The 14482-nt window shown below is 73.6% G+C and carries 14 protein-coding genes; 6 read left to right on the top strand and 8 right to left on the bottom strand.

All coding sequences use genetic code 11. The annotated features are described in order from the left end of the window. Window positions 1-22 precede the first annotated feature (22 nt). Window positions 23-1162 carry a winged helix DNA-binding domain-containing protein gene (locus ACFYZQ_RS05720; protein ID WP_389142021.1) on the bottom strand — a complete coding sequence of 380 codons (1140 nt, stop codon included), beginning with the start codon at window positions 1160-1162 and terminating at the stop codon, window positions 23-25. Between the two features lie 115 nt (window positions 1163-1277). On the opposite strand from ACFYZQ_RS05720, the gene ACFYZQ_RS05715 reads away from it, so the two are divergent. Next, window positions 1278-1919, top strand: a complete 642-nt coding sequence (locus tag ACFYZQ_RS05715; protein ID WP_389143189.1) for a PAS domain S-box protein — start codon at window positions 1278-1280, stop codon at window positions 1917-1919. Here ACFYZQ_RS05715 and ACFYZQ_RS05710 read toward each other — a convergent pair. Beyond that, the gene (locus ACFYZQ_RS05710; protein ID WP_389142019.1) at window positions 1853-2773 is read right to left on the bottom strand and encodes a DUF3626 domain-containing protein; all 921 of its coding nucleotides are present in this window, start codon (window positions 2771-2773) and stop codon (window positions 1853-1855) included. The two genes, ACFYZQ_RS05715 and ACFYZQ_RS05710, sit on opposite strands and share 67 nt — an antisense overlap. 79 nt (window positions 2774-2852) lie before the next feature. On the opposite strand from ACFYZQ_RS05710, the gene ACFYZQ_RS05705 reads away from it, so the two are divergent. From ACFYZQ_RS05705 to ACFYZQ_RS05690, 4 genes are all read left to right on the top strand, one after another. Next, the gene (locus tag ACFYZQ_RS05705; protein WP_389142017.1) at window positions 2853-3347 is read left to right on the top strand and encodes an FBP domain-containing protein; all 495 of its coding nucleotides are present in this window, start codon (window positions 2853-2855) and stop codon (window positions 3345-3347) included. Between the two features lie 120 nt (window positions 3348-3467). Continuing rightward, complete coding sequence (locus tag ACFYZQ_RS05700; protein WP_389142015.1) at window positions 3468-4721, top strand: aromatic acid exporter family protein; 1254 nt, start codon at window positions 3468-3470, stop codon at window positions 4719-4721. Between the two features lie 36 nt (window positions 4722-4757). Further along, the gene (locus tag ACFYZQ_RS05695) at window positions 4758-5804 is read left to right on the top strand and encodes a hypothetical protein (protein ID WP_389142013.1); all 1047 of its coding nucleotides are present in this window, start codon (window positions 4758-4760) and stop codon (window positions 5802-5804) included. A gap of 113 nt (window positions 5805-5917) precedes the next feature. Beyond that, window positions 5918-7120, top strand: a complete 1203-nt coding sequence (locus ACFYZQ_RS05690; RefSeq protein ID WP_389142011.1) for a lactonase family protein — start codon at window positions 5918-5920, stop codon at window positions 7118-7120. A gap of 31 nt (window positions 7121-7151) precedes the next feature. Here ACFYZQ_RS05690 and ACFYZQ_RS05685 read toward each other — a convergent pair whose 3' ends face one another. Then, window positions 7152-7751 carry a TetR/AcrR family transcriptional regulator gene (locus ACFYZQ_RS05685; RefSeq protein ID WP_389142009.1) on the bottom strand — a complete coding sequence of 200 codons (600 nt, stop codon included), beginning with the start codon at window positions 7749-7751 and terminating at the stop codon, window positions 7152-7154. 109 nt (window positions 7752-7860) lie between these two features. Between ACFYZQ_RS05685 and ACFYZQ_RS05680 the strand changes: the two genes are divergently transcribed. After that, entirely contained in the window at window positions 7861-9405 is a 1545-nt protein-coding gene (locus ACFYZQ_RS05680) for a cytochrome P450 (protein ID WP_389142007.1), read from the top strand. Here the strand turns inward: ACFYZQ_RS05680 and ACFYZQ_RS05675 are convergent. The 5 genes from ACFYZQ_RS05675 to ACFYZQ_RS05655 all read right to left on the bottom strand — a co-directional run bounded on the left by ACFYZQ_RS05675 (window position 9367) and on the right by ACFYZQ_RS05655 (window position 14406). Continuing rightward, the gene (locus ACFYZQ_RS05675; protein WP_389142005.1) at window positions 9367-10206 is read right to left on the bottom strand and encodes a pentapeptide repeat-containing protein; all 840 of its coding nucleotides are present in this window, start codon (window positions 10204-10206) and stop codon (window positions 9367-9369) included. The two genes, ACFYZQ_RS05680 and ACFYZQ_RS05675, sit on opposite strands and share 39 nt — an antisense overlap. A 38-nt stretch (window positions 10207-10244) precedes the next feature. Continuing rightward, a complete protein-coding gene (sigJ, locus tag ACFYZQ_RS05670) occupies window positions 10245-11138 on the bottom strand; it encodes an RNA polymerase sigma factor SigJ (protein WP_389142003.1) in 894 nt (297 codons plus the stop codon). A gap of 29 nt (window positions 11139-11167) precedes the next feature. Further along, on the bottom strand, window positions 11168-11911 hold the full coding sequence (locus tag ACFYZQ_RS05665; RefSeq protein WP_389142001.1) for a PIG-L deacetylase family protein: 744 nt from the start codon (window positions 11909-11911) through the stop codon (window positions 11168-11170). Between the two features lie 67 nt (window positions 11912-11978). After that, complete coding sequence (locus ACFYZQ_RS05660) at window positions 11979-13280, bottom strand: alpha/beta fold hydrolase (RefSeq protein ID WP_389141999.1); 1302 nt, start codon at window positions 13278-13280, stop codon at window positions 11979-11981. A 97-nt stretch (window positions 13281-13377) separates the two neighbouring features. Beyond that, window positions 13378-14406 (bottom strand): LacI family DNA-binding transcriptional regulator, encoded by a 1029-nt coding sequence (locus ACFYZQ_RS05655; protein WP_389141997.1) that lies wholly within the window; start codon window positions 14404-14406, stop codon window positions 13378-13380. Window positions 14407-14482 lie beyond the last annotated feature (76 nt).

Raw genomic sequence — 14482 nt, 5'->3', positions numbered from 1 at the left:
CCGCAAGGGCTTGCGCGGGCCGTCAGCCGGGGAGTAGGCGTACCTGGCCGTCGGGGAGCCTTCGCCACCAGTGTTCGTAGCGGCTGTAGGCCCTGGGCTCACGGCGGGCCAGCAGGGCGGTCAGCGAACGGGCCTCCTCGGCGAGTCCGTCCCAGGCGCCGGGCGCCAGTTCGCGGAAGGCCGTCGCCTCGACACCGCCCTCGACCGGACGCCACACACCGGCGACCCGGCCGTCCACCAGCAGTGTGGGCAGTACGTCGCCGTTGACCCGGATCACCACCCGGCGCAGGTCCTCGGGGATCACCCGGGTGCGGTCGGCGTGGGCGAGGAGGACGCTGTCCCACATCCCGAGCAGCCGGGGCGGCGCCGGTGTGTCCGCGGGCGGCCGCGGAGCACCGGGGACGTCGAACAGGACGGTGCCGTCCGCCCCTTTCAGCTCCTCCACGGCGTCGCCGAGCGCGCGCAGCGCCTGCCGGACCGGGGCCCGGGGCACCATGCCGAACTGCGCGATGTCCGCGACGGAAGCCGGCCCGAACGCGGCCAGGTAGCGCAGGACGAGCGCCTGCAACGCCTGCGGCACCGCCTCGCGGTCGGTGGGCGGCGGGCCGGTCGGCGCGGCGACGAACGACGCCCGGGCGCCGAACGACCAGGGCCCGCCGGTCGCGACGTGCAGCAGCGTCGCGTACGCCTTCAGCCCCCACCATGCCCCTGGCGTCTTCTCGGCCCCCAGCCGCGCCGCCAGCCAGGCCCGCAACTCGTCGGCGCTGCGCGGCTGTTCCGCGAAGGCGAGCAAGTCCGGCAGGAGTGCGTGCGCGTCCCCGGGAGTCAGTCCCGCGGCGGCGAAGCGGTGACCGAGCCGGGACGCGTACAGCGTCTGCTGCATCGCCTCACGGAACACCCGGTGGTCGTCGGCGTGGACGGCGTGCAGGGTGATCCGCATCAGGGTCGCCTTGACCAGAGTGCGGTCGGCGAAGGCGGCGTCCAGGTCGTCCGGGTCGAAGCCGTCGACGCGGTTCCACAGCGCCACGTACGGCGAGGCGGGATACTGCGCCTGCAGCGCGACCACGCGGCGCACGGCCGCACCGATGTCCGACGGCTCACGCTTCAGGAGGAGTTGGCGGGCGAGGGTGGCCCGGTTCAGTTCGCGGGCGGTGATCTCCACGATCGGCGATTGTGCCGTGCACCCCCCCCGGTCGGGCCACCGGTTTGCCCCTGACCTGAGTACCCGTCTTGGATGGACGGACAGGGACAGGAGCGCGAGGCGGCGGGAGGTGCGGGTGGAGGCGGGCCGGATCGAGGCCGTGGTGTGGCGCAACCGTGCGCTGACGCTGTTCGACCGGATCGCGGTGCCGGTCGCCGTGTGCGACGTGTACGGGGTGGTGGTGCTCGCCAACCCGGCGATGGCCGCCGAGTGCGGTACGACGCCGGGGCGGCTGCACGGACGGGACGTGCTGGAGTTGTTCCGGCCCCAGGAGACGACGCAGGTGGAGCGGATCGCCGAGGCGCTGCGGCTGCGGCACCGGTCGCGGTACCAGGTGTCGGTGCGCTGGCGGGCGCCCGGTGGTGCCGAGCGGTACGGGGAGCTGACGGCGGATCCGGTGAGCGACTCCGTCGAGGAGACGCCCGCGCTGCTGGTGATGCTGCGGGTGCTCGGTGAGCGTGAGCGGCACGCGGAGGAGCCCGCGCGGGTCACGCCGGTGGAGGGGCGGGTGCTCGCGCTGCTCGCCGGGGGCGCCACCACGACGCGGGCCGCGCGCGAGCTGGGGCTCACCACGGACGGGGTGACCTATCACCTGCGCCGGCTGTCGGCCCGCTGGGGCGCCGCCAACCGTACGGAACTGGTCGCCCGGGCCTATGCGTCCGGAGTGCTCGCGGCCGGTGTCTGGCCGCCGGTGCCGACGGCCGCGGAGGCGGAGTAGGCCGTGCCCGCGCCTTCGGGGGCGCCGAACCGGGCGAGGGTGTGCCACACCATCTTCAGGTCCTGCAGGAGGTGCTGGCCGGTGCGGGCCGCGTCGCCGATGACCCTCGGGGTGAGCAGGCCGTCCTCGGCGATGGCGGCGCCCAGTGCGGCGTACTGCGGACCGCGGTAGTCGGCGCGGCGGCGCAGTTCGGGCACGGTCAGCCGGTAGCCGGGGTGCCATTCCAGCGGGCAGGGCAGCAGCCTGGCCGCGGCCTCGACGGGCGTGCCGCGGTAGCTCGCGTCCAGGACGAGCGCCTCCACGTCCCGGTCCAGCAGCACTCCTCCGTGCACGTGTGCCTCGATGTAGTCGTTGAGCGCGTCCTGCTCGTCCGCCTCGGCCAGGGCGATCAGTGACATCCCGGCCGCCACGCCGAAGTCGGCCGGCTCGGCCGCGCTGTCGGGGTAGCAGAAGGTCGCGCGGGCCAGGACCGGGGACGTCAGGCGGAAGCAGGAGGAGCCGAACCGCGGTGCGGCGCCGACCACTTGCCGGCGGAAGTCGAGTGCGCCGTAGACGGGTCGCTCCCGTGCGGGCGCGTCGTCATAGGCGCCGCCGAAGATACGGCTCTCCCAGCGCCAGCGGTCGCCACCGGCGTGTGCGGTGAGTCCGCCGTTGCTGGTGCCGGTGACGAACTGCGAGTGGTACGCGCCGTCCCTGGCCAGCGCCCGCAGCAGGGGCAGGCCGCCGGAGACCCGGTCGGGGTGGAAGTTCAGGGTGATGCGCAGGTCCGGGTCGACGGCGGGACCGGAGGAGAGTGCCGCGACATGGCGCAGCGCCGCCCGGGCCCGCGCCGGCCCGGTGGTGCGGAAATCCATTGGCTCCCCCTCGTGATGCCGTCTACGCTAGGCAAAAACCTAGTCCCCCTAGGTTTCATTCTCTCAGAGAGACCTACCCATGAAATCCCTCACCGAGCAGGACATCCGCAGCTCCTTCATCAACTGCTCGAAGGGCGACGCCAAGCGGCTGACGCTCCCCCGCGACCTCGACCAACGCCCCTGGGCCGACCTGGATTTCCTCGGCTGGCGGGATCCCGGCGCGCCGGACCGCAGCTACCTCGTCACCGAGCGGTACGGCCGGCCGGTCGGCGTGGCGCTGCGCTTCCCGTCCTCGCAGCGCGGGTTCCTGCACCGCAGCATGTGCTCGCTGTGCCTGACGACCCATCGCGGAGGCGGCGTGTCCCTGATGGCGGCGCGCAAGGCGGGCCCGGCGGGCCGCGAGGGCAACTCGGTCGGCCTGTACATGTGCACCGACCTGGCCTGCTCCCTGTACGTACGCGGGAAGAAGCTCCCCGACTCCGGGGCGCGCTTCGAGGAGAGCCTCACCCTGGAGGAGCAGATAGCCCGCACGACGGGCCACCTGTCCGCCTTCCTGGACAAGCTGTACGCCTGAGGCCAGGCCTTCCCCGGCCCGGCTCCCCCGACCCCGACCGGTGAGGTTCGTGGTGGCTGCTTGCCACCCGGCCCATCGAATGTGTTCGATGAGTCACCTGAACGGGAACGGGTGCAAGCGATGCAAGTAGTACGAGAGTGGACGGCGCCCCTGTCGCGTTTCCTGGGACTCAGGCGCGACCCGGTGGTCGTCCAAGCCCTGCGGTCGGCCGTCGCGGCCTCGATCGCCTATGTCATCGCGCTGCGGCTGAGCCCGGAACCGGCACCGCTGACCGCGCCCCTGACCGCCCTGCTGGTCGTCCAGGTGACCTTCTACGCCACGCTGCAGAACGGCATCCGCCGGGTGAACGCCGTGGTCGCGGGTGTCCTGGTCGCCATCGCGTTCAGCCTGCTGGTGGGCCTGACCTGGTGGAGCCTGGCGCTGCTGATCGTGGCCGCGCTGGGCGTGGGGCACGTGGTGCGGGTCAACGAGTACGTGGCCGAGGTGGCGATCAGCGCCATGCTGGTGCTCGGCGTCACCACCATCGGGTACACCGCCTGGGCCCGCATCGTGGAGACGCTGATCGGTGCCGGCGTCGGCATGGCCTGCAACCTCCTGCTGGCTCCCCCGGTGTGGGTGGACAAGGCCGGGGAGTCCATCGAGGGGCTGGCGCGGCGGGTGCGGCGGCTGATGCTGCGGATGGGTGAGGAGGCCGCCGAGGAGACCCCGGTGGAGGAGGCCACCGCGCGGCTGTACGAGGCACGGCGGCTCGACCACGACATCATCGAGGTGGACGCGGAGCTGCGGCAGGCCGAGGACAGCCTGCGGCTCAATCCCCGGGTGCGCGAGGGCCTGCTGCACCGGGTGGTGCTGCGCACGGGACTGGACACGCTGGAGATCTGCACGGTCGTGCTGCGCGTACTGGCCCGCTCCTTCACCGACCTGGCCAAGGCTCGTGATCCCGAGCCGATGTTCTCGCCGGAGACGGGCGCCGCGGTGCAGCAGCTGCTGTCCGAGATCGCCGACGCCGTGGTGAGCTTCGCCGTGCTGGTGACCACCGACCTCAGCCGCAACGCCGAGTCGGCGGAGGCCCGGCTCACCGCCGAGCTGCACACGGCCGCCGCCACCCGCGACAAGGTGGCCGTGACGCTCAGGGCGGAGGCCGAGCGGGACACCCGGTCCTGGCAGCTGCTCGGCGCCGTGCTGACCGAGGTCAACCGGATCATCGACGAGCTCGACACCGAGCACCGCTCGCGGCGCCTGCTGGAGGAGCTGGACCGCGTCTCCCGCGAGCAGCGCGCCCGGATGCCGTGGCTGACCCGGCTGCGGGAGCGCATCGGGGTGTACGAGCAGATGCACCGGAACCGCCTGGGGGCCGGCAGGCGTTTCCCGTGAGGAGAGAAATCGGCTGACGCGGAAGGGGGCGTGCGGATGAGCGGCACGGCCGTACGGATCGACGGGAACACACTTCGCCTGCCGGGCGGACTGGCGGTGCGGTTCGTACGCACCCTGCGCCTCCCGGAGTCGGGCACGCATCCGCTGCCGCCCGGGCTGGGCGAGTTCCCCGTCCGGCGGATCGCCGACCACGCCGACGCGGTGCCCGAGGAGTGGCGGGCGCGCGGCGGCGTGCTGCTGCCGGTGTACCTGCGCGAGGCGATGTGGCTGAGCTTCGCGGGCACCACGGAGCCGGCCGCTCTGCAGGTCGGCGTGGGCAAGGTATGTGCCGTGTCGGGCAAGCCGTTCAGCGACCGGCTCTCCAGGGACCCGCAGAACTATCTCGTGCTGCCCCGCCAGCCCTGGCTGGACGGCATCAACTCGGGCAAGGGCACGGTCCGCCAGTTCGTCGCGGTGCCGCTGGGGCTGGGCGCGACGGTGGAGGGCCAGGTCACGGGCGAGGAGGTGTGGGGCGGCGTGCAGCTGCGGTCGTTCCCGCTGCGGGAGGACCTCCTCACCGAGTGGCGCGAGGAGCAGCGGGCCCTTGAGCGGGCCCGGCGGGCCGGGGAGCGGACACGGGGATACGGCGGCCCCCCGGGCGCCCCCGCCATGGCCGCCATGGCCGCCCCGGGCGCCTCCCCCGCGCCGGGGTCGCGAAGCAGCGCGGCCATGGGGCTCGGCGTCGGCGGCTCGATGCGCCAGGAGGTCTACCGGGACGACCGGCCGCTCGCCCACTGGTCCGAGGAGCCGTCGGGGCGGGTGTTCGTGCACCTGGTCACGCCGCCCCAGTGGCGGCGTATCACGGGCGAGGCGCCGCCGCCGTCGCCGGTGGACCGGGCGGCGTACACCAGGGCGGGGCTGCCCTGGTACGACTACTACGACCAGGACGCCGAGGACCTCGCCCCCGCGGACGCCCTGGAGTCCGTCAAGCCGGTCGGCGACTGGCTCGGCGACGACCTCGAGCCCTGGCAGGCTCCGTCGCCCGGTCAGGTGACACAGCTGAAGGACGCATCGGGCCTGCCAGTCGAGGACGGCGAGTGGTAGACACCGCAGCCCGTTGCAGCTTGCGCAACAGGTATTGCCGTACTTGCCCTTCGGTCGCGGTCCACGCGAAGGTGGCCGTCAGGACCGGGGCAGCGACGACCTGAGGTGCGGGCATGGACAGTGGGGCGCGGACGCGCGGCGGCTGGAGCAGGCGCCGGTTCGTCGGGGCAGCGGCGGGAACCGCCGCCGTGGTGGCGGTTCCCGCCACCGCCGCACCCCGGGCGGACTCGCCCACGCCCCGGGAGCGCACGGCCACCGCACGGGTGGAGCGCGGGGCCGCCGACGGGTCCCCCCGCCCGCTGTACCTGGGTACGTACACCTCCGTCGACGGCGGCGGCACCGGCATCGGCCTGGCCTCGTACGACCCGGTGACGGGCGGGGTCACCGGCGCGGGGACCCTCACCGGCGTGGCCGATCCGTCGTACCTCGCGGTGCATCCGGACGGCCGCACCCTGTACGCGGTCGACGAGCGGACGCACGGCGGGGTGAGCGCCGTGCGGCTGGCCGACCGGCACGTCCTGGGCACCCGGAGCACCGGCGGAGCGGCTCCCTGCCACCTCTCCGTACACCCCACCGGGCGCTGGCTGCTCAGCGCCAACTACGGATCCGGCAGCGTGGCCGTGCACCCGATCGAGAAGACGGGCGCGCTCGGGGAACGCACCGACCTGGTCACCCACTCGAGCCCTGCTCCCGGCCCGGGCCAGCAGGGTCCGCACGCCCATCAGATCGTCACCAGCCCCGACGGCGGCCATGTGCTCGCCGTCGACCTGGGCACCGACACCGTCTACAGCTACCGCCTCGACCCGGCGATGGGCACGCTCACCGAGGTCGCCCGGGCCCACGCACGAGCCGGCGCCGGCCCGCGCCACCTCACCTTCCATCCGGACGGCCGGTACGCCTACGTGGCCGACGAGGTCGACAACACGGTCACCGTGTGCGCCTACGAGCCCGCCACCGGCCGTCTGGCCATCGGCGCCCCGCAGCCCACGGGCACCGGTGGGGGCACCAGCTACCCGGCCCAGATCCTGGTGACCGCGAACGGCGCGTACGCCTACCTGGCCAACCGCGGCGACAACAGCATCACCCGGTACGCCGTCGAGGCGGACGGCGCCCGGCTGCGCCTCGTCGACACCGTGCCGGTCGGCGGGGACTTCCCCCGGCAGATCGCCTTCTCGCCGGACGGCGGGCTGCTGTTCGCCGCGAACCAGCGCTCGGGCACGGTGAGCGTCTTCCACGTGGACACCGGCAGCGGGGAGCTGCGGCTCGCGGGTGAGCCGTTCGCCTCACCGGTCGCCGTCTGCGCGCTGCCGCTGTAGCGCCCGCGGCGGTACCCGGCCGTCCCGTTCCTCACGCGATCACGCCGAGCAGTGCCCGGGCGCACAGGTCCCGCACCTCGGCCCGGGACAGCTCCGATCCGCGCAGCCACTCCAGGCAGACCGCCGTGGTGAAGGCCAGCCAGCCACGCACCGCCAGGCGGAGCCCTGGGCGCTCCGCGAAGGCCGGGCCGAACTCCGGGTCGGCGGCGAGGGCGGCCAGGATCTGGCTCTCCTGCGCGGCCAGCGCCCGCCGGTAGACCCGGCGCACGTCCTGGTCGCCCGCCGCGTCGGCGCGGTGGAAGGCGCGGAAGCCGTGGGCGTGGGTCTCGACGTACTCCAGGTAGGTGTCGAGGGCGGCGGTGAGCTGCTCGCGCACCGGCACCCCCGGCACGGCCTCCGTCATCCGCAGCATGCGCTCGCTCTCGCGCGCCACGACCGCCGCGAAGAAGTCCCGTTTGGCCGGGAAGTAGTGGTACAGCAGCCCGCGCGAGACTCCGGCGATCTCGGCGACCCGCTCGATCAGCACGTCGTCGTAGGGGGACTCCGAGAACAGCCGCGCGCCCACCGACAGCAGCTGCTCGCGGCGCTCGGTGGTGCTGAGTCTGCGACGGGTGCCCCGGTTGGCGGCCATGCCCGCACTTTACTTGACGCGGGTTCAACAACCGGCCCAGACTGAAGCCCGCTATTGAACTCACGTACAACACGCTCGACCGGTGACTTGGATCAAGGGAGATCGCGTCATGGCTGGGACGGACGCCGGTGCGCCGGGCGGGACCGGGCTGCCGAAGGGCTTCCGCGGGGCCGAGCAGGGCTGGCCGGAGCTGGAGCGCATCCCTCGTCCGCCGTACCGGGTGCCGCTGATCGGTGACGTGCTCGGCGTCGACCGGAGCACACCGCTGCAGGACTCGATGCGGTTCGCCCGCCGGCTGGGCCCGATCTTCCGCCGCAAGGCGTTCGGCAACGAGTTCGTGTTCGTGGCCGGTGCCGGGTACGCGGCCGACCTCGCGGACGAGTCACGCTTCGCCAAACACGTGGGCCTCGGGGTCGCCAATCTGCGGCCGGTCGTCGGGGACGGGCTGTTCACCGCGTACAACCACGAACCCAACTGGCAGCTGGCCCACGACGTCCTCGCCCCCGCCTTCAGCCGTGAGGCCATGGCGGGCTACCACCCGATGATGCTGGACGTGGCCGGGCGGCTGACCGACCACTGGGACCGGGAGCTGGCGGCCGGACGTGCCGTGGACGTGCCCGGTGACATGACCAAGCTGACCCTGGAGACCATCGCCCGCACCGGGTTCGGGCACGACTTCGGCTCCTTCGAGCGCGGCCGCCCCCACCCCTTCGTGGCCGCGATGATCGGCACGCTCACCTACGCCCAGCGGACGAACACAGTGCCCGCACCGCTGGCCCCGCTGCTGCTGCGCGGCGCGACACGGCGCAACGCGGCCGACACGGCCCTGCTGGGCCGCACGGTCGACGACCTCGTACGGGCCCGGCGCGAGGCGGGCACGGGCGGGGCCGGGGACCTGCTCGACCGGATGCTGGCGACGGCGCACCCGCAGACCGGGGAGCGGCTGTCCGCCCGGAACGTCCGGTACCAGGTGATCACCTTCCTGGTCGCCGGCCACGAGACCACCTCGGGCGCGCTGTCCTTCGCCCTGCACTACCTCTCCCGGCACCCGGAGGTGGCGGCCCGGGCCCGCGCCGAGGTGGACCGGGTCTGGGGCGCCACGGCGGCGCCCGGCTACGAGCAGGTGGCGAAACTGCGCTACGTGCGCCGGGTCCTCGACGAGTCGCTGCGGCTGTGGCCCACGGCCCCCGCCTTCAGCCGGGAGGCCCGGCAGGACACCGTGCTGGCCGGGGAGGCCGGTGAACACCCGATGCGCCGGGGCGCGTGGGCGCTGGTGCTGCTGCCGATGCTGCACCGCGATCCCGAGGTGTGGGGCCCGGACGCCGAGCGGTTCGACCCGGACCGGTTCGACGCGAAGGCCGCCCGGGGCCGCGCCCCGCACGTCTTCAAGCCGTTCGGCACGGGGGCGCGGGCCTGCATCGGGCGCCAGTTCGCGCTGCACGAGGCGACACTCGTCCTCGGCCTGCTGCTGCGCCGTTACGAGCTGCGGGCCGACCCCGGCTACCGGCTGCGGGTCTCCGAGCGGCTGACGCTGATGCCGGAGGGCCTGCGCCTGCGGCTGGAACGGCGCACCGCACCCGTGCCCGTGACGGCCGGGGACAAGGACGGCCCGGCCTCAGCGGCGCGCTGCCCAGTGCCCGGGGTGGGTGACTGACTCCGGCAGCCGGGTGCCGGCGCTGCCCCGCGCCGCCTCGAGCTGGGGCTGGGTGAGGAAGAAGGCGCCGGTCAGGTCGGCGTCCGAGAGGTCCGCGTCGCGCAGGTCGGCACCGATCAGGTCCGCTCCGCGCAGGTCCGCGCCGGTCAGGTCGGCGGCGATGAGGCAGGCGCCGCGCAGACTGGCCCCGCGCAGGTCGGCCCCTTTCAGCCGCGCGCCCATGAGATCCGCGTGCCGACGGTCCTTCTTCCTGCCGCTCTTTCCCCCGAAGCCCGCGCGCACCAGGTCGCTGGTGCGCAGCAGGAGGACGTTGACCTCCTGCCGGTGGGCGGCCACGTCGAGCCCGGCCACTTCCTCCGGTGTCCGCCGGGTGAGCCGCTCGGTCTCCTCCAGCGCCCGGCGCAGGTCGGCGTGCACGGGGCGGGCGGCAGGCAGGCTCAGCGCCTCGGTGAGGTACCGGAGCAGTTCGTGGAGCTGCCGGACGACCGGGAACACCTCGAACATACGGCGGGCGTGGTCGCGGGAACCGGTGCGCCAGTCCTGGCCGCCGAAGACGACCTGGGAGACCTTCTGGCCGGCGCCGAAGCAGTCGTAGACGGTGCAGCCGGTGAAGCCCTTCTCCCGAAGCCGGGAGTGGATGCCGCAGCGGTGGTCGCTCCCGAGGTTCGGGCAGGGCTTGCCCGCGGGCTTGTCGAGGGCGAAGTCCGCCGAGGCGGCGAAGGGCAGGGCGACGCAGCACAGTCCGAAGCACGAGGCGCAGTCGCCCCGTAGTTCCGACCGGTCGGCTATCTCATCTGGCATGCGGTACAGCCTACTGACCTGCGGATCAGCTGTGGCCGTCACTCCGTGAGCACGGGCAGGTCCAGCCGGGCCAGGCGTTCGGGGTCGGCCAGGATGTACATGCCGGTGATCCGCCCGTCGGCGACGGTGAGGGCGGTGACGGACACGGCACGGCCCTCCGGCGCGGTGACGAGGCCCAGCGAGCCGTTGACCAGCACCGGCCGCGCGAAGGCCGCGAACTGGCGGAACAGGAAGGCCTGTTCGGCAACCACCCGCGCCCCGTGCACCACCTTGGAGGCGCCCGCGCCGCGCACCAGGGCGCCCGCGTCGGCGCGCAGCACCACGTCCGGGTGGAGCAGGGCGACGAGGGCCTCGAAGTCGCCGCCGCGGGAGGCCGCCAGGAAGGCGTCGACCACCTGGCGCTGCGTCGCGAGGTCGGGGTCGGAGGACGGGGTGGCGCCCTGTACCCGGCGGCGGGCCCGGCTGGCCAGTTGCCGGGTCGAGGCCGGGGTGCGCTCGACGACGGGCGCGATGTCGTCGAAGGGCACGGCGAACATGTCGTGGAGGACGAACGCCAGCCGCTCGGCGGGCTCCAGCGTCTGCAGCACCACGACCAGGGCCAGGCCCACCGAGTCGGCCTGCAGCACCTCCTGCTCGGGGTCGACGGCGGACAGCGGCCGGATCACGGGATCCGGCACGAAGGCCTCGTCGATCGGCTCCTCGCGACGCGCGGTACGCGAACGCAGCATGTCGAGGCAGACCCGGCCGACCACCGTGGTCAGCCAGCCGCCGAGGTTCCTGATCTCGTCCGGGTCGGTCCGGCCGAGCCGTAACCAGGCCTCCTGGACCGCGTCCTCGGCCTCGGCGAGCGAGCCGAGCATCCGGTAGGCCACGGCCTTGAGTTGACCGCGCTGTTCCTGGAACCGGTCGGCCAGGAGTTCGGTGTCGTTCATGTCGTCCCCGTTCGGTCGGTGGATGGGTGCTACCTGGCGAGCAGTTCGAAGGCGACCGCGGGCTTGCCGCCGAAGCGTTCACCGGCGGCGTCGGCGCCCGCGGTGAGGAACCCGCGCGCGTACGTCTCGGGGTCCTCGTCGGTCAACGCCTCTATGTAGGTGCGGTGTTCGAGCAGCGACCGGATCGCCCGCTCCAGGCCCGCCGTCGCGTCGACGGCATGCGTGGGCGAGGCCGAACCGGCGACGGCCACCCAGCGGACCCCGTTCCAGGGCTCCAGGCCCTGTGCGGCGAGTTCGGGGAAGATCCACCGGTTTGCGGCGTCGGCCGCCGCGTCCAGCGTGGCCCTGCCCACGGCCACGTGGTCCGGGGTGTTCCAGGCGACGCCTCCCCAGGTGTCGCGGTGGTTGAGGGTGATCACCAGCTCGGGCCGGTGGCGGCGGATCGCGGCGGCGATGTCACGGCGCAGGGCGGTGCCGTACTCCACGACGCCGTCCCGGTGACCGAGGAACTCCACCACCGGGACGCCGACCACGGCCGCGCTCGCCCGCTGTTCCCGCTCCCGCAAGGGGCCGCACTCGGCGGGGTCCAGGGTGTCGATGCCCGCCTCGCCGCGGGTCGCGAGGACGTAGGCGACCTCACGGCCGGCGTCGGTCCAGGCGGCGACGGCCGCGGCGCACCCGTACTCGAGGTCGTCCGGGTGCGCCACCACGGCGAGGGCACGCTGCCAGTCGGTCGGCATGGGCTGCAGCTGGGTGATCTCCGGCTCGGTCATGGGCGCAGACTATGCCGCCCGACCACTCGCGCAACCGCTTTTCCGGCGGCCCGCGGCAGCCGGGGTGTCACACCTCGTCACGGGCCATGGCCAGCAGCCGGTCCAGTACGCGGGGCGCGCCGGTGCGCAGGCCGTCGTGCTCGAACTCGTCGGTGACCCAGGTGCGCAGGCCCCGGATCGCGCGGGCGGTGCGCAGTGCGTGGGTGGTGTCCACGTACATGTCGTCGTGGTAGACGGCGGCCACGGCCGGGACCTCGTTCGCGGCCAGGCGTGCGGGGTCGTACAGGGGCGGCCAGTCGGTGCGGGCGGCGAGCAGGTCGGCGGTCTCGCGCAGGGGGCGCAGGGCCGGGTCGCAGTCGAAGGTCCAGGGGTGGACGCTCTCCCCGGTGAAGAGCAGCGGCGCGTCGCCCGCGAGGGCCTTGGCCGCGTCGAACTGCGGGAACTCGGCGCGCACCCGCTCCGCGGCCCAGTCGGTGGGGCGGTCGTCCTGGCCGTAGATCGTCTCGTGGACCAGGGCGTACAGCGGGTGGCTCGCGTACGACAGCAGGCCCTGGACCTCCTCCTGGAAGGCGTCCGACAGCTCCCAGCCGTGCGGGGTGCGGACGAAGGCGTCCTCGAGCAGGTAGTGCAGGCGGTGGCTGCCGTCGCTCGTGCCGAGCAGGATGCCGAGGGACTGGAAGGCCTCGACGCTGAGGCGGTGGCCGCTGGGCAGGACCACGTCGTGGGTCAGCAGGTGGTCGGCGATGCGGCGGGCGCGTTCGACGTCCTGCGGGTAACGGGCGTAGTGCGCGACGACCTTGCGTTCGATACGGGGGTAGGCGGCCCGGTAGACGTCGTCGGCGTGGGCGTCGAGGGAGGGCAGGCCGCCGGTGATGACGGCGGTGCTCAGGCCCTCCGGTGCAAGGGACAGGTACGTCACCGCGCAGAAGCCGCCGTAGCTCTGGCCGAGGACGGTCCAGGGGGCGCCGCCGGTGAGCCGGGGGCGGATCAGCTCGCAGTCGCGGACGATGGAGTCGGCCCGGAAGTGCGTGAGGTAGCGGGCCTGTTCGGCGGGGGTGCCGCGCATCGGGAGCGTCTGCCGGTTGGCGGGCGTGGAGCGGCCGGTGCCGCGCTGGTCGAGGAGGAGGACACGGTGGTCCTCCAGGGCGCGGCCGAGCCAGGCCTGCTTGCCGATGAAACGGTTCGCCCCGAAGCCGGGGCCGCCCGTGAGATAGACCAGCCACGGCAGGTCCCGGTCCGCCTTGTCGCTCGCGACGGCTTCCCGGGCGTACAGCTCGATGGTCTCGCCCGCCGGGTCGGCGTGGTCCAGGGGGACGGTGAAGTGGTGGTCGGTGAGGACGACGCCGGGCTGGCGATAGCTGACGGTCAACTGGTCTCCCGGGACGGACGGATGGTCGCGTCCCAGTTCAGCACATGTCCGTGCGCCGTCCGACCCCCGGGATCATGGAAAGTTACTGAATCGTGGGTCAACGGGCGGCGAGACTGGAGCGGCGCACCACCAGCTCCGGCTGGAGCACCACCCGGCGGTGCTCGTGCCCCTTGGCGGTGTCCTGCGACGCCTCCGTCTCCTCCAGCAGCAGTTCGGCGGCAAGGGCGCCCATGGTGACGGCGGGCTGCCGTACGGAGGTCAGCGGGACGGCGGCGGCCGCCGCGAACTCGATGTCGTCGTAGCCGACGATGGCGAGGTCGTCGGGGACGACGACACCGGCCGCGTACATGGCCTGCAGCACGCCGAGGGCGAGGAGGTCGTTGGCGCAGAACACCGCGGTCGGCCGGTCGGCGAGGCCGAGCAGGCGGGCACCCGCGTCCCGCCCGGCGGCCACGTCGAGGCGCTCCGTGGGCAGCTCGCGCAGGGCCTCGGGGCCGAGCCCCGCCTCGGCGAGGGCGTTCAGGGCGCCGGTGCGGCGGTCCCTGACCTGGTTGAAACCGGGCGGGCCGCTGACGTAGGCGATGGAGCGGTGGCCGGCGTCCACCAGGTGCCGGACGGCCAGGGCACCGCCCGCGACGTCGTCGACGGAGACCGAGCACTCGGTGGTGCCCTCGGCGACCCGGTCGACCAGCACGAAGGGGATGCCGTGCCGCCGGAACGCGTCGATGTTGCGCCCGGTGGCGTCGGCCGGGGTGAGCAGCACGCCGCGCACCCGCTGCTCGGCGAAGAGAGACAGGTACTCGGCCTCCTCGCCGGCGCTCTGGGCGCTGTTGCAGACCATCACGCCGAGCCCGGCCTCACGCGCCGCCCGTTCGGCGCCGCGCGCCACGTCCACGAAGAAGGGGTTGCCCATGTCGAGGACGAGCAGGCCCATGATCCGGCTGCGGCCGGCACGGAGCTGGCGCGCGGACTCGCTGCGGACGTAGCCCAGCCGGTCTATGGCGGACTGCACGCGGGCGCGCGTCTGCGAGGCCACCGTGTCCGGACGGTTGATGACGTTCGACACAGTGCCCACCGACACTCCGGCGGCGCGGGCGACATCCTTGATACCCACCGACTGGGCCATCGGGCGGGGACCTCCAGAAAGACGAGGGGGCGGCGGGAAAGCCCTCACATTACCGTTCATCCCGCCGCACACCCGA

The sequence above is a fragment of the Streptomyces sp. NPDC001843 genome (genome assembly GCF_042891955.1).
Lineage (GTDB): Bacteria > Actinomycetota > Actinomycetes > Streptomycetales > Streptomycetaceae > Streptomyces.
Note: the sequence above shows the minus strand (reverse complement) of the source record. Positions and strands in the feature narration are given on the sequence as shown.

Coding starts and splice junctions, on each gene's coding strand:
- ACFYZQ_RS05710 (WP_389142019.1), bottom strand. CDS start 2,773: ATGGATTTCCGCACCACCGGGCCGGCGCGGGCCCGGGCGGCGCTGCGC.
- ACFYZQ_RS05705 (WP_389142017.1), top strand. CDS start 2,853: ATGAAATCCCTCACCGAGCAGGACATCCGCAGCTCCTTCATCAACTGC.
- ACFYZQ_RS05700 (WP_389142015.1), top strand. CDS start 3,468: ATGCAAGTAGTACGAGAGTGGACGGCGCCCCTGTCGCGTTTCCTGGGA.
- ACFYZQ_RS05695 (WP_389142013.1), top strand. CDS start 4,758: ATGAGCGGCACGGCCGTACGGATCGACGGGAACACACTTCGCCTGCCG.
- ACFYZQ_RS05690 (WP_389142011.1), top strand. CDS start 5,918: ATGGACAGTGGGGCGCGGACGCGCGGCGGCTGGAGCAGGCGCCGGTTC.
- ACFYZQ_RS05685 (WP_389142009.1), bottom strand. CDS start 7,751: ATGGCCGCCAACCGGGGCACCCGTCGCAGACTCAGCACCACCGAGCGC.
- ACFYZQ_RS05680 (WP_389142007.1), top strand. CDS start 7,861: ATGGCTGGGACGGACGCCGGTGCGCCGGGCGGGACCGGGCTGCCGAAG.
- ACFYZQ_RS05675 (WP_389142005.1), bottom strand. CDS start 10,206: ATGCCAGATGAGATAGCCGACCGGTCGGAACTACGGGGCGACTGCGCC.
- sigJ (WP_389142003.1), bottom strand. CDS start 11,138: ATGAACGACACCGAACTCCTGGCCGACCGGTTCCAGGAACAGCGCGGT.
- ACFYZQ_RS05665 (WP_389142001.1), bottom strand. CDS start 11,911: ATGACCGAGCCGGAGATCACCCAGCTGCAGCCCATGCCGACCGACTGG.
- ACFYZQ_RS05655 (WP_389141997.1), bottom strand. CDS start 14,406: ATGGCCCAGTCGGTGGGTATCAAGGATGTCGCCCGCGCCGCCGGAGTG.